Below are 21188 nucleotides of genomic sequence, written 5' to 3'. Positions count from 1 at the left end.
TCAAATCCTGCATCGTGAGGGCTATTTTTCACGATGCTAAGGAGCTGGCATGGCTTTCACACTTTTACGCCTGATATTTCGCCTGTTATGGCGGGTCGAACTGCGGGGCGACGTCGCCGAACTGCATAAGCAGAAGGTATTGATCACACCGAACCATATGTCGTTTCTGGACGGCATGTTGCTGGCGCTATTTTTGCCTGTTAAACCGGTGTTTGCCGTCTACTCGACCATCAGCGAAAGCTGGTTTATGCGTCTGGTTAAACCCTTTATCGACTTTGTGCCGCTGGATCCCACCCGGCCCATGGCGCTGAAGCAGCTGGTTCGGCTGATTGATACGGGCCGTCCGGTGGTCATCTTCCCGGAAGGACGAATTACTGTTACCGGATCGCTGATGAAGATCTACAGCGGGGCCGGCTTTGTCGCCGCGCGTTCAGGCGCGAATGTGGTGCCGATGCGCATCGAAGGCGCTGAATACACGCCGTTCGGTCGTCTGGCGGGCGTGTTCAAACGTCGCCTGTTCCCGCGCATCACCCTGACCATTCTGCCCGCGACCCGCATTCCGATGCCGGAGGCGAAACGGGCGCGCGACCGGCGCGTGCTGGCCGGGGAGCATCTGCATCACGTGATGATGGAAGCGCGCATGGCGGTGCGTCCGCGTGAAACCCTGTTTGAGGCGTTTCTGGCGGCGCGGACACGCTATGGCGCGTTTAAGCGCTGCATCGAAGATGTGAATTTCAAACCCGACAGCTACACCGGACTGCTGAAGAAGTCGCTGGGCGTGGGCCGTATTCTGGAGCGCTACAGCCAGCCGCGTGAAGTGGTGGGGCTGCTGCTGCCCAATACCACTGTGACAGCAGCAGCGATTTTCGGGGCCACCCTGCGCGGGCGTGTTCCGGCAATGCTCAACTACAGCGCAGGCGTTAACGGCATGCGGGCTGCACTGACCGCCGCGCAGATCAAAACCGTCTTCACATCACGGCAGTTCCTGGACAAAGGCAACCTGTGGCATCTGCCGCAGGGGCTGGACGATGTGCAGTGGATCTACCTGGAAGATCTGAAAGATACTGTCACCGGCAAGGACAAACTGTGGATCCTCGCGCATCTGCTGATGCCGCATCGCGCCCAGCTGCCTCAGCAGCCGGAAGACGCCGCGATGGTGCTGTTTACCTCCGGCTCGGAAGGCAACCCTAAAGGGGTGGTGCACTCGCATAAAAGCCTGCTGGCAAACGTTGAGCAGATCCGCACCATCGCGGACTTCACCCCGCGCGACCGCTTTATGTCGGCGCTGCCGCTGTTCCATGCGTTTGGTCTGACCGTCGGGCTGTTTACGCCGCTGATGACCGGCGCACAGGTCTTCCTCTATCCCAGCCCATTGCACTATCGCATCGTGCCGGAGCTGGTTTATGACCGTAACTGCACCGTGCTGTTTGGCACCTCAACCTTCCTGGGTAACTACGCGCGCTTTGCCGCGCCCTATGATTTTGCCCGTCTGCGCTATGTGGTCGCGGGTGCGGAGAAGCTGCAGGAGAACACCCGTCAGCTCTACATCGAGAAGTATGGCATTCGCATTCTCGAAGGCTACGGCGTAACCGAGTGCGCACCGGTTGTGGCGATTAACGTGCCGATGGCGGCGAAGACGCACACCGTGGGGCGCATTCTGCCGGGCATGGATTCACGACTGATGTCGGTGCCGGGCATTGAGCACGGCGGACGCCTGCAACTGCGCGGACCAAACGTGATGAAGGGCTATCTGCGGGTCGAAAATCCTGGCGTGCTGGAAGCCCCGGCCGCCGACGACGGCGAAGGTAATCTGGAAGCGGGCTGGTATGACACCGGTGATATCGTCAGCTTCGATGAAGGCGGTTTCTGCCAGATTCAGGGACGTGCCAAACGCTTTGCGAAGATTGCGGGTGAGATGGTGTCGCTGGAGATCGTCGAGCAGATGGCGCTGAAAGCGTCGCCGGAGAAACAACATGCGGCGTCGCTGCGTCCGGATGGACAGCGCGGCGAGGCACTGGTGCTGTTCACCACGGACGCTGAACTGGTGCGCGACAGGCTGCAGAAAGCAGCCCGCGAGCTGGGTGCGCCAGAGCTGGCACTGCCGCGTGATATCCGCGTCATGAAGCAGTTGCCGCAGCTGGGCAGTGGTAAACCCGATTACGTCACGCTGAAAAAAATGGCGGAAGAGGAGCAGGCATGAGCCTTGATCGTAATGCGCCGCTGATGTCGCGCGGCATGATTGCCGTGATTATCGCCCAGTTCTTTTCGGCGTTTGGCGATAACGCGCTACTGTTTGCCACGCTGGCGGTACTGAAAAGTCAGTTCTATCCCGACTGGAGCCAGCCGGTCTTACAGATGCTGTTTGTCGCGGCCTATATTCTGCTGGCGCCGTTTGTCGGTCAGGTGGCGGACAGCATGGCGAAAGGGCGGGTGATGATGCTCGCTAACAGCCTGAAGCTGCTGGGCGCGCTGGTGATCTGCTTCGGCTTCAATCCTTTCATTGGCTATACCCTGGTGGGCGCGGGCGCAGCGGCTTACTCGCCGGCCAAATATGGCATCCTCGGTGAGATCACCCACGGCGAGAAGCTGGTGAAAGCCAACGGGCTGATGGAGGCTTCGACCATCGCCGCCATTCTGCTGGGTTCGGTGGCGGGCGGGATGCTGGCTGACTGGCATATTCTGGCGGCGCTGGGCATCTGTGCGCTGACCTACGGCATCGCTGTGGTCGCGAACCTGTTTATCCCGAAACTGCAGGCGGCACGGCCTGGTCAGAGCTGGCAGTTTGGCGTGATGGTACGCAGCTTTTTCAGTGCTGCCGCGCTGCTCTGGCGTGACGCAGAAACCCGCTTCTCGCTGCTCGGCACCAGTCTGTTCTGGGGCGCAGGCGTAACGCTGCGTTTCCTGCTGGTGCTCTGGGTGCCGGTGGCGCTGGGGATCAATGACAACACCACGCCAACCACGCTGAATGCCATGGTGGCAATCGGCATTGTGATTGGCGCAGCGGCGGCGGCGAAGCTGGTGACGCTGGAGACCGTGCGTCGCTGTATGCCGGCTGGTGTGCTGATTGGTGTCATGGTGGTGGTCTTTGCGCTGCAGCACTCTCTGCTGAATGCTTATTTAGTGCTGATGCTGATTGGTGCACTGGGCGGTTTCTTTGTGGTGCCGCTGAATGCGCTGTTACAGGCGCGGGGCAAAGAGAGTGTCGGTTCAGGCAATGCCATTGCGGTACAGAACCTGGGTGAGAACAGCGCCATGCTGATTATGCTGGGGCTCTATACGCTGGCGATTAAGGCGGGCGCGCCTGCGGTGGCGACGGGCGTCGGCTTTGGCGTGCTGTTTGCGCTGGCGATCGCCGTGTTGTGGCTGTGGCGACCTGCTAAGCGTTAAGTGACTCACCGCCGCTCTCCTGTATCCCCGGAGAGCGGCGGCTTACGCTTTAGCGACGGATCGCAATCGCTTCGATTTCGATTTTCACATCTTTTGGCAGACGCGCCACTTCGACACAGGAACGCGCCGGGAAGTGAGCTTCATGCTCGGTGAAAAACGCTTCATAAGTCGCGTTGACCGTGGCGAAATCATTCAGGTCCTTTACGAACACCGTGGTCTTCACGATGTCGCCAACCTTCAGACCCGCAGCTTCAACAATCGCCTTCACATTTTCCAGTGACTGACGCGCCTGTGCGGCAATGTCATCTGCCACCTGGCCGGTCGCCGGATCAACCGGAATCTGACCGGAGGTCATGATCATGCTGCCCAGATCGACACCCTGAACATAGGGACCGATAGCGGCAGGGGCTTTTTCAGTACTGATTTCACGTGACATCATGGCTCCTTTGATTACGTCGTCAGGCGGCGATGCCGCCAGTGTTGCCCATTATAAGGTCGGGCAGGGCGATTACCAGTGACCGAGCACCACATGGCGGGCGAACTCTTTCTCGCAATATTTGCACTTCAGATGCACATCGTCGGCGCGCTGCTTCACGGTAAAGCTGGAGAAGACCGGCTCGCTGCGGCTGATACAGTTGCTGTTGGGGCAGGTCAGCACCCGTTCAACATGATCCGGCAGCGTCGGGGCGATCTTCGCCACCACTTCATAATCGTCGATGCGGTTAACCGTGGCATGGGGTGCATAGACCGCCAGCTGATTGACCTGATCGTCAGTGAGAAACGTATTTTCAATCTTAATCAGGTCTTTGCGGCCCATCTCACCCGACGGCAGATTCAGACCGATGGTAATGCGCTGATCGGTTTCGGTCAGCCGGAACAGGGAGAGCAGTTTAAAGCCAATCTGCGCCGGAATGTGGTCGATGACCGTGCCGCGTTTGATTGCTTCGACCTGCAATTTGTTGTCTTGCGTCATGGGAAATCTCCTTACAGGGCGAGTTCGCTGTTTAAAACCAGAGCCAGCAGAGCCTGGCGCGCATAGATGCCGTTACCCGCCTGCTGGAAATACCAGGCGTAAGGGGTTTTGTCGACATCGGTGGTGATCTCATCGATGCGCGGCAGCGGATGCAGCACTTTCATGTTGTCACGTGCCGTAGTGAGATCGGTGGCGCGCAGAATAAACTGCGCTTTTACGTTGGCATATTCTGACGGATCGAGCCGCTCTTTCTGCACCCGCGTCATGTAAAGAATATCAAGCTGCGGCATCACTTCTTCAAAGCTGTCGTGACGTGACCAGGCGATATTCTTCTCATCCAGCATGTCAGTGATATAAGCCGGCATTGCCAGCGCATCGGGCGCGATAAAGAAGAAGCGGTTACCATCAAACTTCGCCAGCGCCTGCGTCAGAGAGTGCACCGTGCGGCCATACTTCAGGTCACCGACCATCGCCACATTCAGCTGACCAAGACGGCCCTGGGTCTCCTGAATGGTGAAGAGATCGAGCAGGGTCTGGGTCGGATGCTGGTTCGCGCCGTCACCGGCGTTGAGAATCGGAATGCCGCCAGAGAACTCCGTTGCCAGCCGCGCCGCGCCTTCCTGCGGATGACGCATCACAATCGCATCAACGTAGGTGCTGATCACGGAAATGGTATCGGCCAGGGTTTCGCCTTTCTTGCCCAGCGAGGTATTACTGCCGTCAGCAAAGCCTACCACTGATGCGCCAAGGCGATGAATCGCGGTCTCAAACGACAGGCGGGTACGGGTCGAGGCTTCAAAGAAGCAACTGGCAATAACCTTGTGCTTCAGCAGTTCCGGCTGCGGATGGGCTTTCAGCCTGGCGGCGGTGTCCAGTGCCAGTTCCAGCTCTTCACGACTGAGGTCGTTGATTGAAATGATGTGCTTGCGATATAGCGGGTTAGGCATAGCTCTCTCCTCTGCGCGGCCGGATTGCGGACAAAAAAAAGCCCCTGATTAAGGGGCTTTTTTATGATCGGGTCGATGACCGAAAGAAACAGCAGCACCGCCTGCGGTCAGGCGTGATGGAGCGTCAAATTGTCCGCTGTGCTGTAGCATATTTCCTCCGGCAAATTGGGCCGCATTATACCCGTTCGCGGTAGAGCAGCAAGAGGAAAACGTTTGCGCTTCTTTATCTGACTAACGCTACTTAACGGTAAGGCGAGCGGGGCGCTCTGCAACCTGTGGACGCTGTTCAGCATCCGCAGGTTGCAGAGCGCCATCGGTCAGCGCTGGCCCAGCGTGGCCACCATCACGGCTTTAATGGTGTGCATCCGATTCTCAGCCTGGTCGAACACAATGCTGTGCGGCGACTCAAACACCTCGTTGCTCACTTCCATGCCGTTGGGCAGATCGTACTGCTCGGCCATCTGCTGACCCAGCGTGGTCTGATCATCGTGGAAAGCGGGCAGGCAGTGCAGGAATTTAACCTGCGGATTGCCGGTCAGATCGAGCATCGCACGGTTAACCTGGTAGTCACGCAGCAGGGCGATACGCTCGGCCCAGACTTCTTTGGCTTCGCCCATCGACACCCAGACGTCGGTGTAGATAAAGTCAGCGCCTTTCACACCGTCGGCAATATGTTCGGTAAGGGTGATTTTACCCCCGGTCTGCTGCGCGGCGTGACGGCACTGCGCCACCAGTTCGTCCTCTGGCCAGCAGCTTTTCGGTGCCACCAGACGCAGATCCAGACCCACCTGTGCCGCCGCTTCCAGCATAGTGTTACCCATGTTGTTGCGCGCATCGCCCACATAAACCAGCGTCATCTCACTGAGCTTTTTGCCCGGCAGGTGCTCCTGCATGGTCAGCAGGTCAGCCAGCAACTGGGTCGGGTGAAACTCGGTAGTCAGACCGTTCCACACCGGCACGCCCGCATGTTCCGCCAGCGTCTCCACCAGCGCCTGACCGTAGCCGCGATACTGAATACCATCGTACATGCGTCCCAGCACCCTTGCAGTGTCGCGCATCGACTCTTTATGGCCGATCTGACTGCCGCTCGGGCCCAGATAAGTGACGTTTGCACCCTGATCGTAAGCGGCAACTTCGAAAGAGCATCGTGTACGGGTCGAGTCTTTTTCGAAGATGAGCGCGATGTTTTTACCTTTCAGATACTGCACTTCGCTGGCGCTTTTTTTCGCCTGTTTTAATTCAGCGGAAAGGGACAGCAGATGATCAATTTCGGCGGGGGTAAAATCCAGAAGTCTGAGGAAATGGCGCTGATACAGCTGACTCATACAACACTCCGGTAAGCATTAAAGTGAATTAAAATTCAATTTAACCGTATGAATATTCATTTTCAAGTGTGAGCTGAATAAACTTTTCGTTTTGTGTAGTGGCGCGACAGGCAGTGTGGGAAAATAATTGATTATTGCCGAACTCAGAGAGGACATTGTCATGGCATATGAAGCATTACTGGAAGAGCAGCAGGAAGAGACGCGGCAGGTTATTGAAGAGCTGCTGGAGGATGGCAGCGATCCTGATGCGCTCTATACCATCGAGCATCATCTCTCATGCAATAATTTTGATTCACTGGAAAAAGCCGCGGTTGACGCCTTCAAGCTGGGTTATGAAGTGACCGAGCCGGAAGAGCTGGAGCTGGAAGATGGCACCACGGTGATGTGTGTCGATATTATCAGCGAATCTGCACTGAAGCCGGAGCTGATTGATGCGCAGGTTGAACAGCTGGTGAACCTGATTGGCAAGTACAACGTCGATTATGACGGCTGGGGCACCTATTTCGAAGATCCCGATGCCGAAGATGAAGACGAAGATGACGACGCCATCGAAGATGAAGATGATAATGGTATTCGCCACTAAGTAGCCGGGGCGGAGAGTTCTCCGCCTGTCACCTCTGCCACACCTGTTTTGACATCATGAACTACGCACCGTTACTTGAACCGATCTATCAGTTTCTGCACTGTCGCACGCCACAGGCCTGGATTGATGAGGCGCGCAAACCAGAAAATCTGACTCTGCTGTTAACCGACCATCTGGTGTGCGAACTGAAAGCCGCGCAGACTGCGGTGTGGTTGATCCGCAAATATGTCGCCGACAAACCCAGCGGCGACGCTATTCTGGCGTGGCTGAAGCCCTATGAAGATTTTATCTTCCGCGAAGATGGCGACAGCGACTTTATCAACGCCCATAAAAACCTGACGAAACGCATCATCGTGCGCAATGCGCTGCCCTGGGCGGATGAGCTGGTGGAGAAGATGGTGTTGCTGATTAAAGAGGAGCTGCATCACTTCTATCAGGTGTGGGAAATTATGCAGTCGCGCGGGCTGGTCTATCAGAAGATCACCTCCAGCCGCTACGCCAAATCGCTGCTGCGTGAAGTGACGACGCATGAGCCGGAAACCCTGGTGGATAAGCTGATTTGTGGCGCTTACATTGAGGCGCGCTCCTGCGAGCGCTTCGCCAGTCTGGCACCCTATCTTGATGACGAACTGGCAAAGTTCTATCTGTCGCTGCTGCGCTCAGAGGCGCGGCACTATCAGGATTATTTAACGCTGGCGGCGCAGATTGCCACTAAAGACATTACGCCACGCGTGCAGGCGATTGGGATAACAGAAGGGCGGTTAATCAGCGAACCTGACACCGAATTACGCTTTCACAGCGGCGTTCCGGCGTTCTGAACCAATTATAGTCACGGGGCTGGCAGCCCCGATTGTCATAGCTGTTTCAGCATCCGCACTTCGCAGTCGACATGGCCGGTACAGCCCATCGCGCTATCGATATGCTCAAAGCCCAGCGACTCATAGAGTTTAATCGCCCGCGTCAGGCTGGCGGTGGTTTCCAGATAGCAACGACGGAAGCCGTGGCCGCGTGCATGCTCCATCGCCCTCAGCGCCAGTTCGCGCGCCAGACCCTGCCCGCGCACCTCCGGCAGAAAGTACATCTTTTGCAACTCGCAGATATCGGGCGCGCTGCAGGCGAGAGGCGCAACACCGCCGCCACCGACCACCTTGCCCTGATATTCAATAATCCAGTAGGCGCTCTGGTCGGCACTGTAGAGCTCAAACAGGTGATCCAGCTGGGGATCGGAGACGGTGTAGCCCTTGTCAGCCGTCAGGCCGAACTCCGCAGAAACGTCGCGAATCACCTGGGCAATATGCGGATTATCAGCGGCAGTAATCGGCCGCACCTGGAGGTTAAAACGCAAAGTGGCGTTGGTCGTCATCATCTCTTCCGGATTAGTACGAGGTCAATAAAAAAGCCGGGCAAGCCCGGCTTTATGGATAAGCTGTCAGCTAAGACGCTTACAATGCCGCAATGACCGCCTGCTGTTCAATCAGTTTTGCTTTTGATTGTTGCAGGTCTGCCACGCGTTCGCGCTCTTTCGCAACGACCGCTTCCGGCGCGCGTGAAACAAAGCCTTCGTTCGCCAGCTTGGTCTCGATCTTCTCGATCTCCACATCCAGCTTAACCAGCTCTTTCGCCAGACGCTCCAGCTCAGCGGTTTTGTCCACCAGATCCGCCATCGGGATCAGCAGCTCTGCGCCTTCAACCAGTTTGGTCACCGACACCGGGCCTTTCTCGCCCGCAGGCAGAATGGTCAGGCTTTCCAGACGCGCCAGGCGCGACAGGAAGTTGCGGTTAGCTTCAACGCGACGCAGCGCTGCAGGCGAGCAGTCACGCAGCAGCACATCCAGTGGCTTGCTCAGCGCGATGTTCATCTCGGCACGGATATTACGCACCGCGACGATCGCCTGCTTCATCCACTCAATGTCCGCTTTCGCTTCGGCATCTTCTTTCGACGCATCGTAGTGCGGGAAAGGCTGCAGCATAATGGTGTCGTCGCTGATATTTTTCAGTCCCTTCACGCGCTGCCAGATGGTTTCAGTGATAAACGGAATGATCGGATGCGCCAGGCGCAGCAGCGCTTCCAGCACGTGAACCAGCGTATGGCGGGTGCCACGCAATTCAGATTCATTGCCGCTGTTCATCACCGGCTTGGTCAGCTCCAGATACCAGTCACAGAACTGGTTCCAGGTGAAGTCATACAGCAGGTTAGCCGCGATATCGAAACGGTAGCTATCCAGCGCTTCACGGTAGGCTTTCACTGTATTGTTGAACTCGGTCAGAATCCAGCGATCCGCCAGCGACAGCGTCATATCGCCACCGTTCTGTCCGCAATCCTGGTCCTCGGTGTTCATCAGCACAAAGCGGCTGGCGTTCCACAGCTTGTTACAGAAGTTGCGATACCCTTCCAGGCGCTTCATGTCCCAGTTGATGTCGCGACCGGTTGAGGCCAGTGCTGCCAGCGTGAAACGCAGCGCATCGGTGCCTGATGGCTCGATGCCGTCCGGGAACTGCTTCTCGGTGCGTTTGCGGATCTTCTCTGCCAGCTGTGGCTGCATCATGTTGCCGGTGCGTTTTTCCAGCAGCGCTTCCAGCGAAATGCCGTCGACCATATCCAGTGGGTCAATCACGTTGCCCTTGGATTTCGACATCTTCTGACCTTCTTCATCACGGATCAGACCGGTCATGTAGACGGTTTTAAACGGCACCTGCGGTTTGCCGTTTTCATCTTTGATGAAGTGCATGGTCAGCATGATCATGCGGGCAATCCAGAAGAAGATGATGTCGAAGCCGCTGACCAGCACGCTGGTCGGATGGAAGGTACGCAGCGCTTCGGTGTTTTCTGGCCAGCCCAGGGTGGAGAAGGTCCACAGACCGGATGAGAACCAGGTATCCAGCACGTCGTCATCCTGACGCAGCGCCACATCGGCGGCCAGGTTGTTCTCAGCGCGGACTTCCTCTTCAGTACGGCCAACGTAGACGTTACCGTTGTCGTCATACCACGCCGGGATGCGGTGACCCCACCAGAGCTGACGGGAAATACACCAGTCCTGAATATCGCGCATCCAGGAGAAGTACATGTTTTCATACTGCTTCGGCACGAACTGGATGTCGCCATTCTCAACGGCTTCAACCGCCACTTTCGCCAGCGGCGCGGTACGCACATACCACTGGTCGGTCAGCATCGGCTCGATAACCACACCGCCACGGTCGCCGTAAGGTACGGTCAGGTCGTGCGGTTTGATCTCTTCAAGCAGGCCCAGTTCATCGACGGCGGCGACAATCGCTTTACGCGCGGCAAAGCGCTCCATGTGCTGGAAAGCAGCCGGGATCTCATCGGAACAGGCATCGCTGGCTTCGCCGTTGGTGTCATACACCTGAGCGCGGTCGCGGATATCACCGTCGAAGGTCAGAATGTTGATCATTGGCAGTTTGTGACGACGACCGACTTCGTAGTCGTTGAAGTCATGCGCCGGGGTGATCTTGACGCAGCCGGTGCCTTTTTCCATGTCGGCATGTTCATCGCCCACGATCGGAATCAGACGACCCACCAGCGGCAGCATTACAAATTTGCCGATCAGATCTTTATAACGTGGATCTTCCGGGTTAACCGCCACGCCGGTATCACCCAGCAGGGTTTCCGGACGGGTAGTGGCGACCACCAGGTAATCTTTGCCGTCAGCGGTTTTTGCGCCGTCAGCCAGCGGATAGCGGATATGCCACATTGAGCCTTTGCTCTCGCGGTTTTCCACTTCCAGATCGGAGATCGCCGTGCGCAGCTTAGGATCCCAGTTTACCAGGCGCTTGCCACGGTAGATCAGGTTCTCTTTATAGAGGCGAACAAACACTTCTTTAACGGCATTGGAGAGGCCATCGTCCATGGTGAAGCGCTCGCGCTCCCAGTCGACGGAGTTACCCAGACGGCGCATCTGACGGGTAATGGTGCCGCCAGATTCTGCTTTCCACTGCCAGATTTTGTCGATGAATGCATCGCGGCCATAGTCCTGGCGCGTTTTGCCTTCTTCAGCCGCAATTTTGCGCTCAACCACCATCTGCGTGGCGATGCCCGCGTGGTCAGTACCCGCCTGCCACAGGGTATTTTTCCCCTGCATGCGCTGGTAACGGATCATGGTGTCCATGATGGTTTGCTGGAAGGCGTGACCCATGTGCAAGCTACCGGTGACGTTCGGCGGCGGGATCATGATGCAAAAGCTTTCCTGGCTGGTATCGCCATTCGGTTTGAAGTAGCCCTGCTTTTCCCAATGCTCGTAAAGCGGCTGCTCGATATCTTGCGGGTTATATGTCTTTTCCATTTCTGCTATGTCGTTTGCGGCTGTGGTGGCGCTGCCGTATTCAATTGGAATCCAACGCTGCGATACGCTTTATAGCGGTCGCGCGCCAGTTGTTTGAGAGCGTCTTCGTAAGGAACGAAGTCTATCACTTCATGGAAAGCAGTAGCAAAATCTGCGAAGTGGGGCAGCAGGCTAATCAGCAGGTCGCGCTGTGAACTGCCGCGACGCTGGGGCCAGGCCAGTTCGACCGGCGCACCGTAGCGCGGGCCTTCGCCTGCCAGGTTGTGCGGCACAAAGGCATTTGCTGGCCGTTGCCACAGCGCTTCATCAAGACGAATGGCTTGCTGCTCATCTTCGCAGGCGATCAACACCCGCTTTCCGGCCCGCCAGCGTGTTTCCGCCAGATTGCACACCAGCGCTTCAACGGCGCTAAGGCCATCGCTCGTTGCATCGGTTTCCAGCACGTAGAAGGTTGCGTTTTTCATCGGTTTGCTCATCAGAAGATCAAGGGCGGAATCAGATCCGCCCTTGCTGTCAGAAAAGAGGGCGCTTAGTCGTCGCCGTTCAATCCTGCCCGATTCAACAGAAACTGCGACAGCATCGGCACCGGACGTCCGGTGGCGCCTTTGGCTTTACCGGAGCGCCAGGCAGTGCCGGCGATATCCAGGTGCGCCCAGTTATATTTGCGGGCGAAACGTGCCAGGAAGCAGGCGGCGGTAATCGCGCCACCAGGACGGCCACCAATGTTCGCCATATCGGCAAAGTTGGACTCCAGCTGCTCCTGGAACTCATCCGCCATCGGCAGACGCCAGGCGCGATCGCCTGACTGCTCTGATGCGCTAATCAGCTCATGCGCCAGCGGATTGTGGTTCGACAGCAGGCCGCTGATGTGATGGCCCAGCGCAATCACGCAGGCGCCGGTCAGCGTCGCCACGTCAATCACCACTTCCGGGTCGAAACGTTCGACATAGGTCAGCGCATCGCACAGGACCAGTCGGCCTTCGGCGTCGGTATTCAGCACTTCAACGGTCTGGCCAGACATGGTGGTCAGCACATCGCCCGGACGCATTGAACGTCCGTCCGGCATGTTTTCACAGCCCGCCAGCACGCCGACCACGTTCAGTGGGAGATTCAGCTCTGCCACCATACGCATCACGCCATAGACGGCGGCTGCGCCGCACATGTCATACTTCATTTCATCCATGCTGTCGGCAGGCTTGATGGAGATGCCGCCGGAGTCAAAGGTCAGCCCTTTGCCTACCAGTACAATCGGCCGCGCTTCCCCATCCGGATTGCCTTTGTATTCAATCACCGACATCAGCGATTCGTTTTGTGAACCGGCACCGACCGCAAGATAGGCGTTCATGCCCAGCTCTTTCATCTGCTGTTCGCCGATCACGCGGGTTGTGACATTTTTACTGAAAGCGTCCGCCAGCTGACGTGCCTGTGACGCCAGATAAGCGGCGTTACAGATATTGGGTGGCATGTTGCCGAGATCTTTCGCTGCTTTCATACCGGCTGCAACCGCTAAGCCATGCTGGATTGCGCGTTCGCCGCTGGTCAGTTCACGGCGGGTCGGCACGTTAAACACCAGTTTGCGCAGCGGACGACGCGGCTCTGCTTTGTTACTTTTCAGCTGGTCAAAGTTGTAGAGTGCCTCTTTAGAAGTCTCCACCGCCTGACGCACTTTCCAGTAAGTATTGCGGCCTTTGACATGCAACTCGGTCAGGAAGCAGACCGCTTCCATTGAGCCGGTATCGTTCAGCGTATTAATGGTTTTTTGAATGACTTGCTTGTACTGGCGTTCATCCAGCTCACGCTCTTTACCGCAGCCAATCAGCAGAATACGCTCTGACAGGATATTTGGCACATGATGCAGCAGCAGTGTCTGGCCCACTTTTCCTTCCAGCTCGCCGCGGCGCAGCAGGGCGCTGATATAGCCGTCGCTGATTTTATCCAGCTGCTCGGCAATCGGTGACAGACGACGCGGTTCGAAAACGCCAACGACAATGCAGGCACTGCGTTGTTTTTCCGGGCTTCCGCTTTTTACACTGAACTCCATGCACTCTCCTGAATCTTAAAGACAACGGCCGCTGCTGCCGCTAGAATGTAGCGCGCTCATGACCCATTTATTCATTGTCGCAGCATGACATTCTGCCGCTGGAGGTCATAATGAATCAGGGTGACAAGATGTTGTTTTTTCACCACCCGGACGCGTTTTTCATACAAATTTAGCTACGGCGACGGCCATTGATGAAGAAAAATGGCTGATAAGCGTTGAAACTAGCGATTTTCCTGCAAAAAGACAAGTTTTCACAGGCGTACTAAGCGTGATCATCATTAGATATCTGGTTCGGGAAACGCTCAAAAGCCAGCTGGCTATCCTGTTTATCCTGTTACTCATCTTCTTTTGTCAGAAGTTAGTCAGGATCCTGGGTGCCGCGGTGGATGGCGAAGTGCCGACAAACCTCGTTCTGACATTGTTAGGACTCGGTGTGCCTCAAATGGCACAACTTATACTGCCCTTAAGTCTGTTTCTGGCAATTCTGATGACGCTGGGGCGTCTCTACACGGAAAGTGAAATTACCGTGATGCACGCCTGCGGCCTCAGTAAGGCCGTCCTGGTGAAAGCCGCGATGATACTGATGCTGTTCACCTCCGTGGTGGCAGCGGTTAATGTCATCTGGCTGGGACCATGGTCATCCCGTTATCAGGATGAGGTGACGCAGAACGCCAAAGCCAATCCAGGTGCGGCAGCCATGGCCGCCGGACAGTTCCAGACCTCCGGCGACGGCAGTGCCGTGCTGTTTGTCGAGAATGTGAAGGGCAACAACTTTGGTAACGTCTTCCTGGCGCAGTTACGGCCAAAAGGCAACGCGCGCCCTTCGGTGGTGCTGGCTGACAGCGGCCACATGGAACAGCGTAAAGATGGCTCGCAGGTGGTGACGCTGGATAAAGGCACCCGCTTTGAGGGCACCGCACTGCTGCGTGATTTCCGTATTACCGACTTCACCAACTATCAGGCGATTGTGGGCTATAAAGCGGCAACGCTTGACCCTAACGATTCAGAGCAGGCGAGCCTGAGCGACCTGGTCGCGAATAAAACACCTGATTTCCAGGCTGAGCTGCACTGGCGTCTGACGCTGGTGTTCGCGGTGCTGGTGATGGCGCTGATGGTCGTGCCGCTCAGTGTGGTGAATCCACGTCAGGGGCGCGTGCTGTCAATGCTGCCTGCGATGCTGCTCTATCTGATTTTCTTCCTGCTGCAGAGCTCGCTGAAGTCGAGCGGGGCGAAAGGGCGGCTCGATCCGGCGCTCTGGATGTGGGTGGTGAATATCAGCTATCTGGTGCTGGCGGTGCTCCTTAACCTGTGGGATACGGTGCCGATGCGTCGGATTCGCGCCCGCTTTACCCGCGGAGGGTCGGTCTGATGTTTCGCGTACTTGACCGCTATATTGGTAAAACCATCTTCAATACCATCATGCTGACGCTGTTCATGCTGGTGTCGCTTTCCGGCATCATCAAGTTCGTCGATCAGCTGCGTAAAACCGGCCAGGGCAGCTACAGCGCGCTGAGCGCCGGTTATTACACGCTTCTCAGCGTGCCTAAAGATATTGAGATTTTCTTCCCGATGGCGGCGCTGCTGGGTGCTCTGCTGGGACTGGGCGCGCTGGCGCAGCGCAGTGAGCTGGTGGTGATGCAGGCGGCGGGCTTTACCCGTATGCAGGTGGCGCTGTCAGTCATGAAAACAGCGATTCCGCTGGTGCTGCTGACCATGGCGATTGGCGAGTTTGTCGCGCCGTCTGGCGAGCAGATGGCACGTAACTACCGGGCGCAGCAGCTTTACGGTGGCGCACTGGTCTCGACGCAGAATGGTCTGTGGGCGAAAGATGGCAATAGCTTCATCTATATTGAACGCATTAAAGGCGACAACGAAATTGATGGCGTCAGTATCTACAACTTCAATGACCAGCGTCGTCTGCAGAGTGTACGTTACGCGGCGACGGCCACATGGGACAAAGACAAAAAACGCTGGTTGCTCTCCCAGGTCGATGAGTCGAACCTCACCGATCCAAAGCAGATTACCGGTTCACAGAGCCTGACTGGCGAATGGAAAACCAATCTGACGCCAGATAAGCTGGGTGTCGTCGCGCTGGATCCAGACGCATTATCGATTCGCGGTCTCCATAGCTACAGTAAATATCTGAAGCAGAGTGGTCAGGAAGCGGGAAGATATGAGCTGAATATGTGGAGCAAAATCTTCCAGCCGCTGTCCGTCGCGGTGATGATGCTGATGGCGCTGTCATTTATCTTTGGTCCGCTGCGCAGCGTGTCGATGGGTGTGCGTGTCGTCACCGGTATCAGCTTTGGCTTCCTGTTCTACGTGCTGGATCAGATTTTCGGCCCGCTAAGCCTGGTTTACGGCTTGCCGCCGATTCTGGGCGCGATTCTGCCGAGCTTTGCGTTCTTCGCGATCAGTATGTTTATGTTGATTAAGCGGCGCTAACAGTCAGCCGCAAAAAGGCCGCCTCTCAGGGCGGCCTTTTTCATGGCACGCACCCTGTGCCATTTCAGTCATCCCGCAGTGTCATAAATCCCTTCATTAATGCATCAACGCATCCAGTCGTTTATCACTGCACCATACAGCGTTTCCGCTTCTGCTAACCGAGTCAGCAGGCAATACTCATCGGTCTGATGTGCCATTGAGGGCTCGCCGGGACCCAGGATAATACAGGGCGGCGTGCCCAGCGCGGGCAGCAGTAATGATGCATCGGTAAAGTAGGGCACAATGCGCGGTGTCAGCGGGGCGTCATGTAATGCCTGACAGTGCTGATAAACCGACTGAATCCAGGCCTGATTCTCTTCGCTCAACACCGCTGGCAGATCCACCAGTGTCGTCACCGTGACGCTCTCTCCCAGTAATGTTGTCAATTGCTGACGAATTGCTGCGTGATGCAGATTGGGCGCGCTACGGATATCCACGTCAAACTGCGTACGATCGGGCACGGAATTAATGTTCAGACCGCCGGCAATGCGTCCGACGTTAATGGTTGGCTGCTTCATCAGCGGATGAGGTGCGCCGGGTGAGAAGTGCTGAATCTTGCCCAGTGCCTCCGCCGCCAGATAAATGGCATTAATACCCAGCTCAGGCATCGCGCCGTGCGCTGTTTTGCCCCGGGTTTCACAGCGTAGCCAGAGTGCGCCTTTGTGGCCGATAACCGGATAGTTGCTGGTAGGCTCGCCGACAATCAATGCGCCAACCTCGGGCAGGTCGGTGGTATCAATCAGTGCTTGCGCGCCGTCGCACCCCGTCTCTTCCCCGCCTGTGATCAACAGGACAACACCCGACCCTTGCTGAATTGCCTGCTGGTGCGTCACGCAGGCGACGGCAAAAGCCGCGACGGCGGCCTTCATGTCACTCGATCCCCGCCCATATAGCCTGTCGCCCACAACTTCCCCAAACGGATCGTACTGCCAGTCGGCGTTGCCGAGAGGAACCGTATCCAGATGGCCGGTAAACGCTAACTTCGGTCCAGGCAGGCTGCCAGGCAGGCTGGCAATCAGGTTCAGGCGGTTTTCACCGAAGGTCGACAGGGTGACGTCGAAGCCACGCTGCGTCAGCCAGTCTGCCAGGAACTGCATGCAGGCTGCTTCATTGCCCGGGGGATTAATGGTGTCAAAACGCAGCAGTTGCTGCGCCAGTATCAGGCTCTGGCTCATTCGCCACGCACCGTTAACCAGTCCAGACAGTTGATCCACAGCTGGCGATAACCCGGCCACTGTGCAAATTCCTGCGGCAGCCAGTGCGCCGACATATCACTGGTCCAGACCAGTGAACGGCCCTGCTGATATTCGCGCACCGCCAGCAGCGGATGTTCCGTGCCGGCAATGGTCGCCAGCAGTTTGCCTTCAGGGTGCATTTCCACCTCGTTATAACCCAGTAACCATGGCCATTCGTTGGGGATATCACTAAACAGCGGGTGAGATTCCGTGACGCTGGGATAAGCCCCTTCAGGCGTTTCAATGCGGTCATCCCAGGCCAGGCAGCGTACCGGCAAGACTTTCTCCACGGCCGTGTTGCGATAGCGCGCACCGCCATTGATACCCTGAAAACTAAAGTAGCCGCCAATCATCATCAGTGCGCCGCCTGCGGCCACATAGTCGTGGATCAGTGTCAGGCGGTTCGCTGTGCGCTGGCTCTTTAGCCAGGTATCCGGGTGCAGCAGCAACGTATTCGCACCGATGTCGGACAGAATGATCGCGTCCCACTGCGAAAGCCCATCAGGCGTGAGTGGAAACTCGGTGGCGGCAGCATGAGCGGGCATGTAGGTGATGGCATAATCACTGTCGGCCAGCGCTGCCATAAAGTCGGTTGCGCCATTATGCCAGGTAGCAGTGGCAAACTGATCGAAGCCTTTGACGTGAACGGACGTGCTGGTCCAGGACTCACCGACCAGTAAAATTTTCTTCTGCATTACGGTTCTCCCTTACCCACCAAAAACGCGCTGTGGGTTAGCAATCAGTAAGGTTTCAAGTTGTTCGCCGCTGACGCCATGGCGTTTCAGGCGCGGAACAAAATGTTTAAGGATGTAGCCATAGCCATGACCGCCGTAGCGGGTCAGCATGGTTTTCAGGAACACGTCCTGCGACAACAACACCTGTTCAATAAAGCCGTCATCAATCAGCTCGCGAATGGCGCGGGCATTCTCCTCATCGGACGGCGACTGTGCAGATTCATCGGCGTAGTAATAACTCATGCCGATCATGTCGTACTCCAGGAAGGCTCCGCGCTGTGCAAGCTCGCGCTGGTAACGCTTATCCGCAAAGCTGGGGTTCATATGGCACAGCACGACATGGCGCAGGTCAGCCCCTTCTTCTTCAAGAATATCCAGTACACGATGACCCAGACGCTCCCAGCCGGGCAGATGCACCTCAATCGGCACATTTGTCGCAGCGCTGGCGCGGCCTGCAGCCCGCAGGGATTTCTCTTCATTGGGGGTAAAGCGGCTGGAAACGCCGATCTCACCAATAAGACCTGCCAGCACGTCGGGTTTATCTTCTCTGCCGCCCAGGTCGTAAATCAGCTTGTCGGTCAGTGCTTCAATGCTGATCGTTTTCATCCAGTCAGGATGTGACGGTTCCAGATACAGCCCGGTGCTCATGATGATATTCAGCCCGGTCAGGCGCGCGATCCGCTGCAGGGCTTTGGGATCGCGGCCAATGCCGATATTCGTGGGATCCACCACCGTATCGCCGCCCAGCGCCCGGAACTTCATCAGCTCTTCAATCGCCAAATCCACATCAAACAGCTGACAGTTGTCGCGGCTGATAAGCGGGTTGAGTGACAGTTCGCCCAGGTTTTCAATGCTGACCGGCATTTCCGCCAGATGACGATCGCCGCAGCAGCAGGGCGGCACCCATTTGCCTGAGGCATCCAGCAGGATATGTTCGTGCATCAGCGTTACGCCCATTTCACTCACCGGCAATGGGCCGAGCACGGTCATCACATAGCCGCTACTGATACCCAGTGGCAGCGGATCGGGATGGCGAAAAATAGAATGTTTCATGCGCTATCCTTTCGCCGCCGACCGCGTCGGGTTGAGAATGCGGGTGTTCAGCCAGATGGCCAGCAGAATAATCGTACCGGTGGCGATCTGCGTATAAAACGGGGAGATATGCGACAAAATCAGGCCGTTCTGGATGATGGCAATCGACAGCGCGCCTAACAGCGTGCCAACAACGGTGCCGAAGCCGCCGAACAGGCTGGTACTGCCCAGCACCACCGCAGCGATGACCTGCAGCTCAAAGCCTTCGCCCTGGTTAGAAGAGCCGCTGCCCAGGCGAGCAGTGATGATCATGCCCGCCAGCGCCGCCGCCATACCACTGATGATGTAAACTTTCATGGTGACGGCTTTGGTATTAATCCCGCTACGGCGCGCACCTTCTGCATTTGCGCCAATTGCCGTGACATAGCGACCAAAACGCATATGGTTCAGCACGATATGGCCGACCACCAGCACCACGATGCCAATCAGCGCAGGCATCGGCACACCCAGCACCCATGCGCGTCCCATAAAGGCGAACAGGCTATCAGCGGGGATGGGAATGGAGTAACCCTGAGTGATCAGCAGCGCCACGCCGCGCACCACCGCCAGCGTCGCCAGCGTGACGATAAAGGCAGGAATGCCTTCATAGGCGATAAAAAAGCCGTTGATAGCACCGACCAGCGCACCCAGCAGCAGGCCGCCCAGCAAGACCACCGGCCAGGGCAGGCCCCAGTTATTCAGGGCGATAGCGGACAAGGCGCCGACAAGGGCCAGTGTTGACCCCACGGAAAGATCGATCCCACCCGTGGTGATCACCAGCGTCATTGCCGTGGCGACGATCAGCAATGGCGCACTCTGACGGATGATATTCAGCCAGTTAGCGCTACTGAGAAAGTTGCCGGTGATCAGGGAAAACACCACGCAGCAGAATACGAAAAACAGCGCGATGCTGACTACGCCAGAGTGGTTATGCAGAAGGCGACGCGGCAGCGAGTGCTGTGCCATACGGGAACTGCTCAGATTCATAATAGTCATCCTGTTACCTCGCTCAGTGCGCTGCGGCCGAGCGGGCGACAAATTTTTCACCCACGATCAAATTGACGATCTCAGTCAGGTCCGTATCGGCCACCCGGCGCTCCGCCACGTTGGTGCCCTCGTACATCACCATGATGCGATCGCAGACCAGGAACAGATCCTGCAGGCGATGCGTGATCAGGATGACGCTCACGCCACGTGCTGACACCCGGCGGATCAACTCCAGTACCGCCTCCACTTCGGCGACGGCCAGCGCGGCGGTAGGTTCATCCATGATCAGCACTTTGGGATCGAAAGCGGCCGCGCGCGCAATGGCAATCGCCTGGCGCTGCCCGCCGGATAAATTGCGCACCAGCAGCCGGGTATCCGGGATAGAAATCCCCAGCCCTTTCAGCATCTCCCGTGCATCAGCGTGCATTTTCTCTTCATCCAGAAACGGAATGCCGAGAATGGACTTCATCGGCTCACGTCCCATGAACAGGTTGCCTGCCACATCGACGGTATCGCACAGCGACAGGTCCTGATAAACCATCTCGATATGGCAGCGGCGAGAATCCGCCGGGTTACTGAAATGCTGGTCCTCACCATCAATACGAATCGTACCACTGGTTGGCACGACAGCCCCTGACAGCACCTTTGTCAGGGTCGATTTGCCCGCGCCGTTGTCGCCCACCAGCCCCAGCACTTCACCTTTAGCCAGTTGCAGGTTTACGCCGCGAAGCGACCGTATCGCGCCGTAGGTCTTGGTAATATTCACCATCTCTACCCGTGTCTGGGCAGTTTGTGCTTGCTGCATGTGATTACTCCCATCACCGCTAACAGGACTGTCAATCTGCATGTAAAAAGGGTTATCCGGCACGGTTTACACCCTTGTAAACCGGTTTACCTGCAGGATAAAACCTTTGTCTCAACACACAGAACAACACGCTACAACGATATTTGTTTGCCAGGTACGACATTGCAGCTTCCGTGCCAGCCTGTGAACAGGCGCTACACTCGCGGTCTAACTAACTGTAATAAAATGCATTTAACATTTTATTTTAGGTAAACCGGTTTACTTACTATAAACCTGAGAAATTAAAAAGCTCATTATTTGCGCCAAAGCTGTGCGCTT

At 56.7% G+C, this 21188-nt stretch carries 19 protein-coding genes; 6 read left to right on the top strand and 13 right to left on the bottom strand.

Annotated features, from left to right (window positions below; genetic code table 11):
* Nucleotides 1-49 precede the first annotated feature (49 nt).
* Both aas and lplT read left to right on the top strand, forming a co-directional pair.
* The gene (gene aas / locus NP77_RS02505) at nucleotides 50-2200 is read left to right on the top strand and encodes a bifunctional acyl-ACP--phospholipid O-acyltransferase/long-chain-fatty-acid--ACP ligase (RefSeq protein WP_039658916.1); all 2151 of its coding nucleotides are present in this window, start codon (nucleotides 50-52) and stop codon (nucleotides 2198-2200) included.
* Complete coding sequence (gene lplT / locus NP77_RS02500) at nucleotides 2197-3387, top strand: lysophospholipid transporter LplT (protein WP_003851018.1); 1191 nt, start codon at nucleotides 2197-2199, stop codon at nucleotides 3385-3387. The genes aas and lplT overlap by 4 nt, the downstream gene beginning before the upstream one ends.
* Before the next feature lie 49 nt (nucleotides 3388-3436).
* Here the strand turns inward: lplT and ridA are convergent, their stop codons facing one another.
* The 4 genes from ridA to argF form a co-directional block, all read right to left on the bottom strand.
* Nucleotides 3437-3823, bottom strand: a complete 387-nt coding sequence (gene ridA / locus NP77_RS02495) for a 2-iminobutanoate/2-iminopropanoate deaminase (RefSeq protein WP_003851016.1) — start codon at nucleotides 3821-3823, stop codon at nucleotides 3437-3439.
* A 72-nt stretch (nucleotides 3824-3895) separates the two neighbouring features.
* Nucleotides 3896-4360: an aspartate carbamoyltransferase regulatory subunit gene (pyrI, locus tag NP77_RS02490; RefSeq protein WP_008925442.1), complete on the bottom strand. Its 465-nt coding sequence runs from the start codon at nucleotides 4358-4360 to the stop codon at nucleotides 3896-3898.
* An 11-nt stretch (nucleotides 4361-4371) separates the two neighbouring features.
* The gene (pyrB, locus tag NP77_RS02485) at nucleotides 4372-5307 is read right to left on the bottom strand and encodes an aspartate carbamoyltransferase (protein WP_039658915.1); all 936 of its coding nucleotides are present in this window, start codon (nucleotides 5305-5307) and stop codon (nucleotides 4372-4374) included.
* 317 nt (nucleotides 5308-5624) lie between these two features.
* Nucleotides 5625-6632 carry an ornithine carbamoyltransferase gene (argF, locus tag NP77_RS02480; protein WP_039658913.1) on the bottom strand — a complete coding sequence of 336 codons (1008 nt, stop codon included), beginning with the start codon at nucleotides 6630-6632 and terminating at the stop codon, nucleotides 5625-5627.
* A gap of 160 nt (nucleotides 6633-6792) precedes the next feature.
* On the opposite strand from argF, the gene rraB reads away from it, so the two are divergent.
* Complete coding sequence (gene rraB, locus NP77_RS02475; RefSeq protein WP_003851004.1) at nucleotides 6793-7215, top strand: ribonuclease E inhibitor RraB; 423 nt, start codon at nucleotides 6793-6795, stop codon at nucleotides 7213-7215.
* A 56-nt stretch (nucleotides 7216-7271) separates the two neighbouring features.
* Entirely contained in the window at nucleotides 7272-8033 is a 762-nt protein-coding gene (locus NP77_RS02470) for a tRNA-(ms[2]io[6]A)-hydroxylase (protein ID WP_039658912.1), read from the top strand.
* A gap of 35 nt (nucleotides 8034-8068) precedes the next feature.
* On the opposite strand, the gene NP77_RS02465 is transcribed toward NP77_RS02470, so the two are convergent.
* The 4 genes from NP77_RS02465 to pepA all read right to left on the bottom strand — a co-directional run bounded on the left by NP77_RS02465 (nucleotide 8069) and on the right by pepA (nucleotide 13554).
* Entirely contained in the window at nucleotides 8069-8578 is a 510-nt protein-coding gene (locus tag NP77_RS02465; RefSeq protein WP_033762293.1) for a GNAT family N-acetyltransferase, read from the bottom strand.
* A gap of 79 nt (nucleotides 8579-8657) precedes the next feature.
* Nucleotides 8658-11513, bottom strand: coding sequence for a valine--tRNA ligase (locus tag NP77_RS02460; RefSeq protein WP_039658909.1), 2856 nt, complete (start codon nucleotides 11511-11513; stop codon nucleotides 8658-8660).
* A 5-nt stretch (nucleotides 11514-11518) separates the two neighbouring features.
* Nucleotides 11519-11977, bottom strand: coding sequence for a DNA polymerase III subunit chi (locus tag NP77_RS02455; RefSeq protein WP_008925453.1), 459 nt, complete (start codon nucleotides 11975-11977; stop codon nucleotides 11519-11521).
* Nucleotides 11978-12042: 65 nt separating this feature from the next.
* On the bottom strand, nucleotides 12043-13554 hold the full coding sequence (gene pepA, locus NP77_RS02450) for a leucyl aminopeptidase (protein ID WP_039658908.1): 1512 nt from the start codon (nucleotides 13552-13554) through the stop codon (nucleotides 12043-12045).
* Between the two features lie 268 nt (nucleotides 13555-13822).
* Here pepA and lptF point away from each other — a divergent pair, with 268 nt between their 5' ends.
* Together lptF and lptG are read left to right on the top strand one after the other, a co-directional pair.
* A complete protein-coding gene (gene lptF / locus NP77_RS02445) occupies nucleotides 13823-14923 on the top strand; it encodes an LPS export ABC transporter permease LptF (RefSeq protein ID WP_033762289.1) in 1101 nt (366 codons plus the stop codon).
* The gene (gene lptG / locus NP77_RS02440; protein WP_033762287.1) at nucleotides 14923-15999 is read left to right on the top strand and encodes an LPS export ABC transporter permease LptG; all 1077 of its coding nucleotides are present in this window, start codon (nucleotides 14923-14925) and stop codon (nucleotides 15997-15999) included. Before lptF ends, lptG begins: the two co-directional genes overlap by 1 nt.
* 104 nt (nucleotides 16000-16103) lie before the next feature.
* Here the strand turns inward: lptG and NP77_RS02435 are convergent, their stop codons facing one another.
* Genes NP77_RS02435 through NP77_RS02415 form a run of 5 tightly spaced genes read right to left on the bottom strand, consistent with a single transcriptional unit; the run spans nucleotide 16104 to nucleotide 20834 of the window.
* Nucleotides 16104-17213 (bottom strand): M20 family metallopeptidase, encoded by a 1110-nt coding sequence (locus NP77_RS02435; protein ID WP_039658906.1) that lies wholly within the window; start codon nucleotides 17211-17213, stop codon nucleotides 16104-16106.
* On the bottom strand, nucleotides 17210-17968 hold the full coding sequence (locus tag NP77_RS02430; RefSeq protein WP_008925457.1) for a glutamine amidotransferase: 759 nt from the start codon (nucleotides 17966-17968) through the stop codon (nucleotides 17210-17212). The genes NP77_RS02435 and NP77_RS02430 overlap by 4 nt, the downstream gene beginning before the upstream one ends.
* A gap of 12 nt (nucleotides 17969-17980) precedes the next feature.
* The gene (locus NP77_RS02425; protein WP_003850988.1) at nucleotides 17981-19060 is read right to left on the bottom strand and encodes a phosphotriesterase; all 1080 of its coding nucleotides are present in this window, start codon (nucleotides 19058-19060) and stop codon (nucleotides 17981-17983) included.
* 3 nt (nucleotides 19061-19063) lie between these two features.
* On the bottom strand, nucleotides 19064-20065 hold the full coding sequence (locus NP77_RS02420; RefSeq protein WP_164913091.1) for an ABC transporter permease: 1002 nt from the start codon (nucleotides 20063-20065) through the stop codon (nucleotides 19064-19066).
* A gap of 22 nt (nucleotides 20066-20087) precedes the next feature.
* Nucleotides 20088-20834, bottom strand: a complete 747-nt coding sequence (locus tag NP77_RS02415; RefSeq protein ID WP_003850984.1) for an ATP-binding cassette domain-containing protein — start codon at nucleotides 20832-20834, stop codon at nucleotides 20088-20090.
* Nucleotides 20835-21188: the final 354 nt, after the last annotated feature.

Source organism: Pantoea sp. MBLJ3 (assembly GCF_000816655.1).
GTDB lineage: Bacteria > Pseudomonadota > Gammaproteobacteria > Enterobacterales > Enterobacteriaceae > Pantoea > Pantoea eucalypti.
Note: the sequence above shows the minus strand (reverse complement) of the source record. Positions and strands in the feature narration are given on the sequence as shown.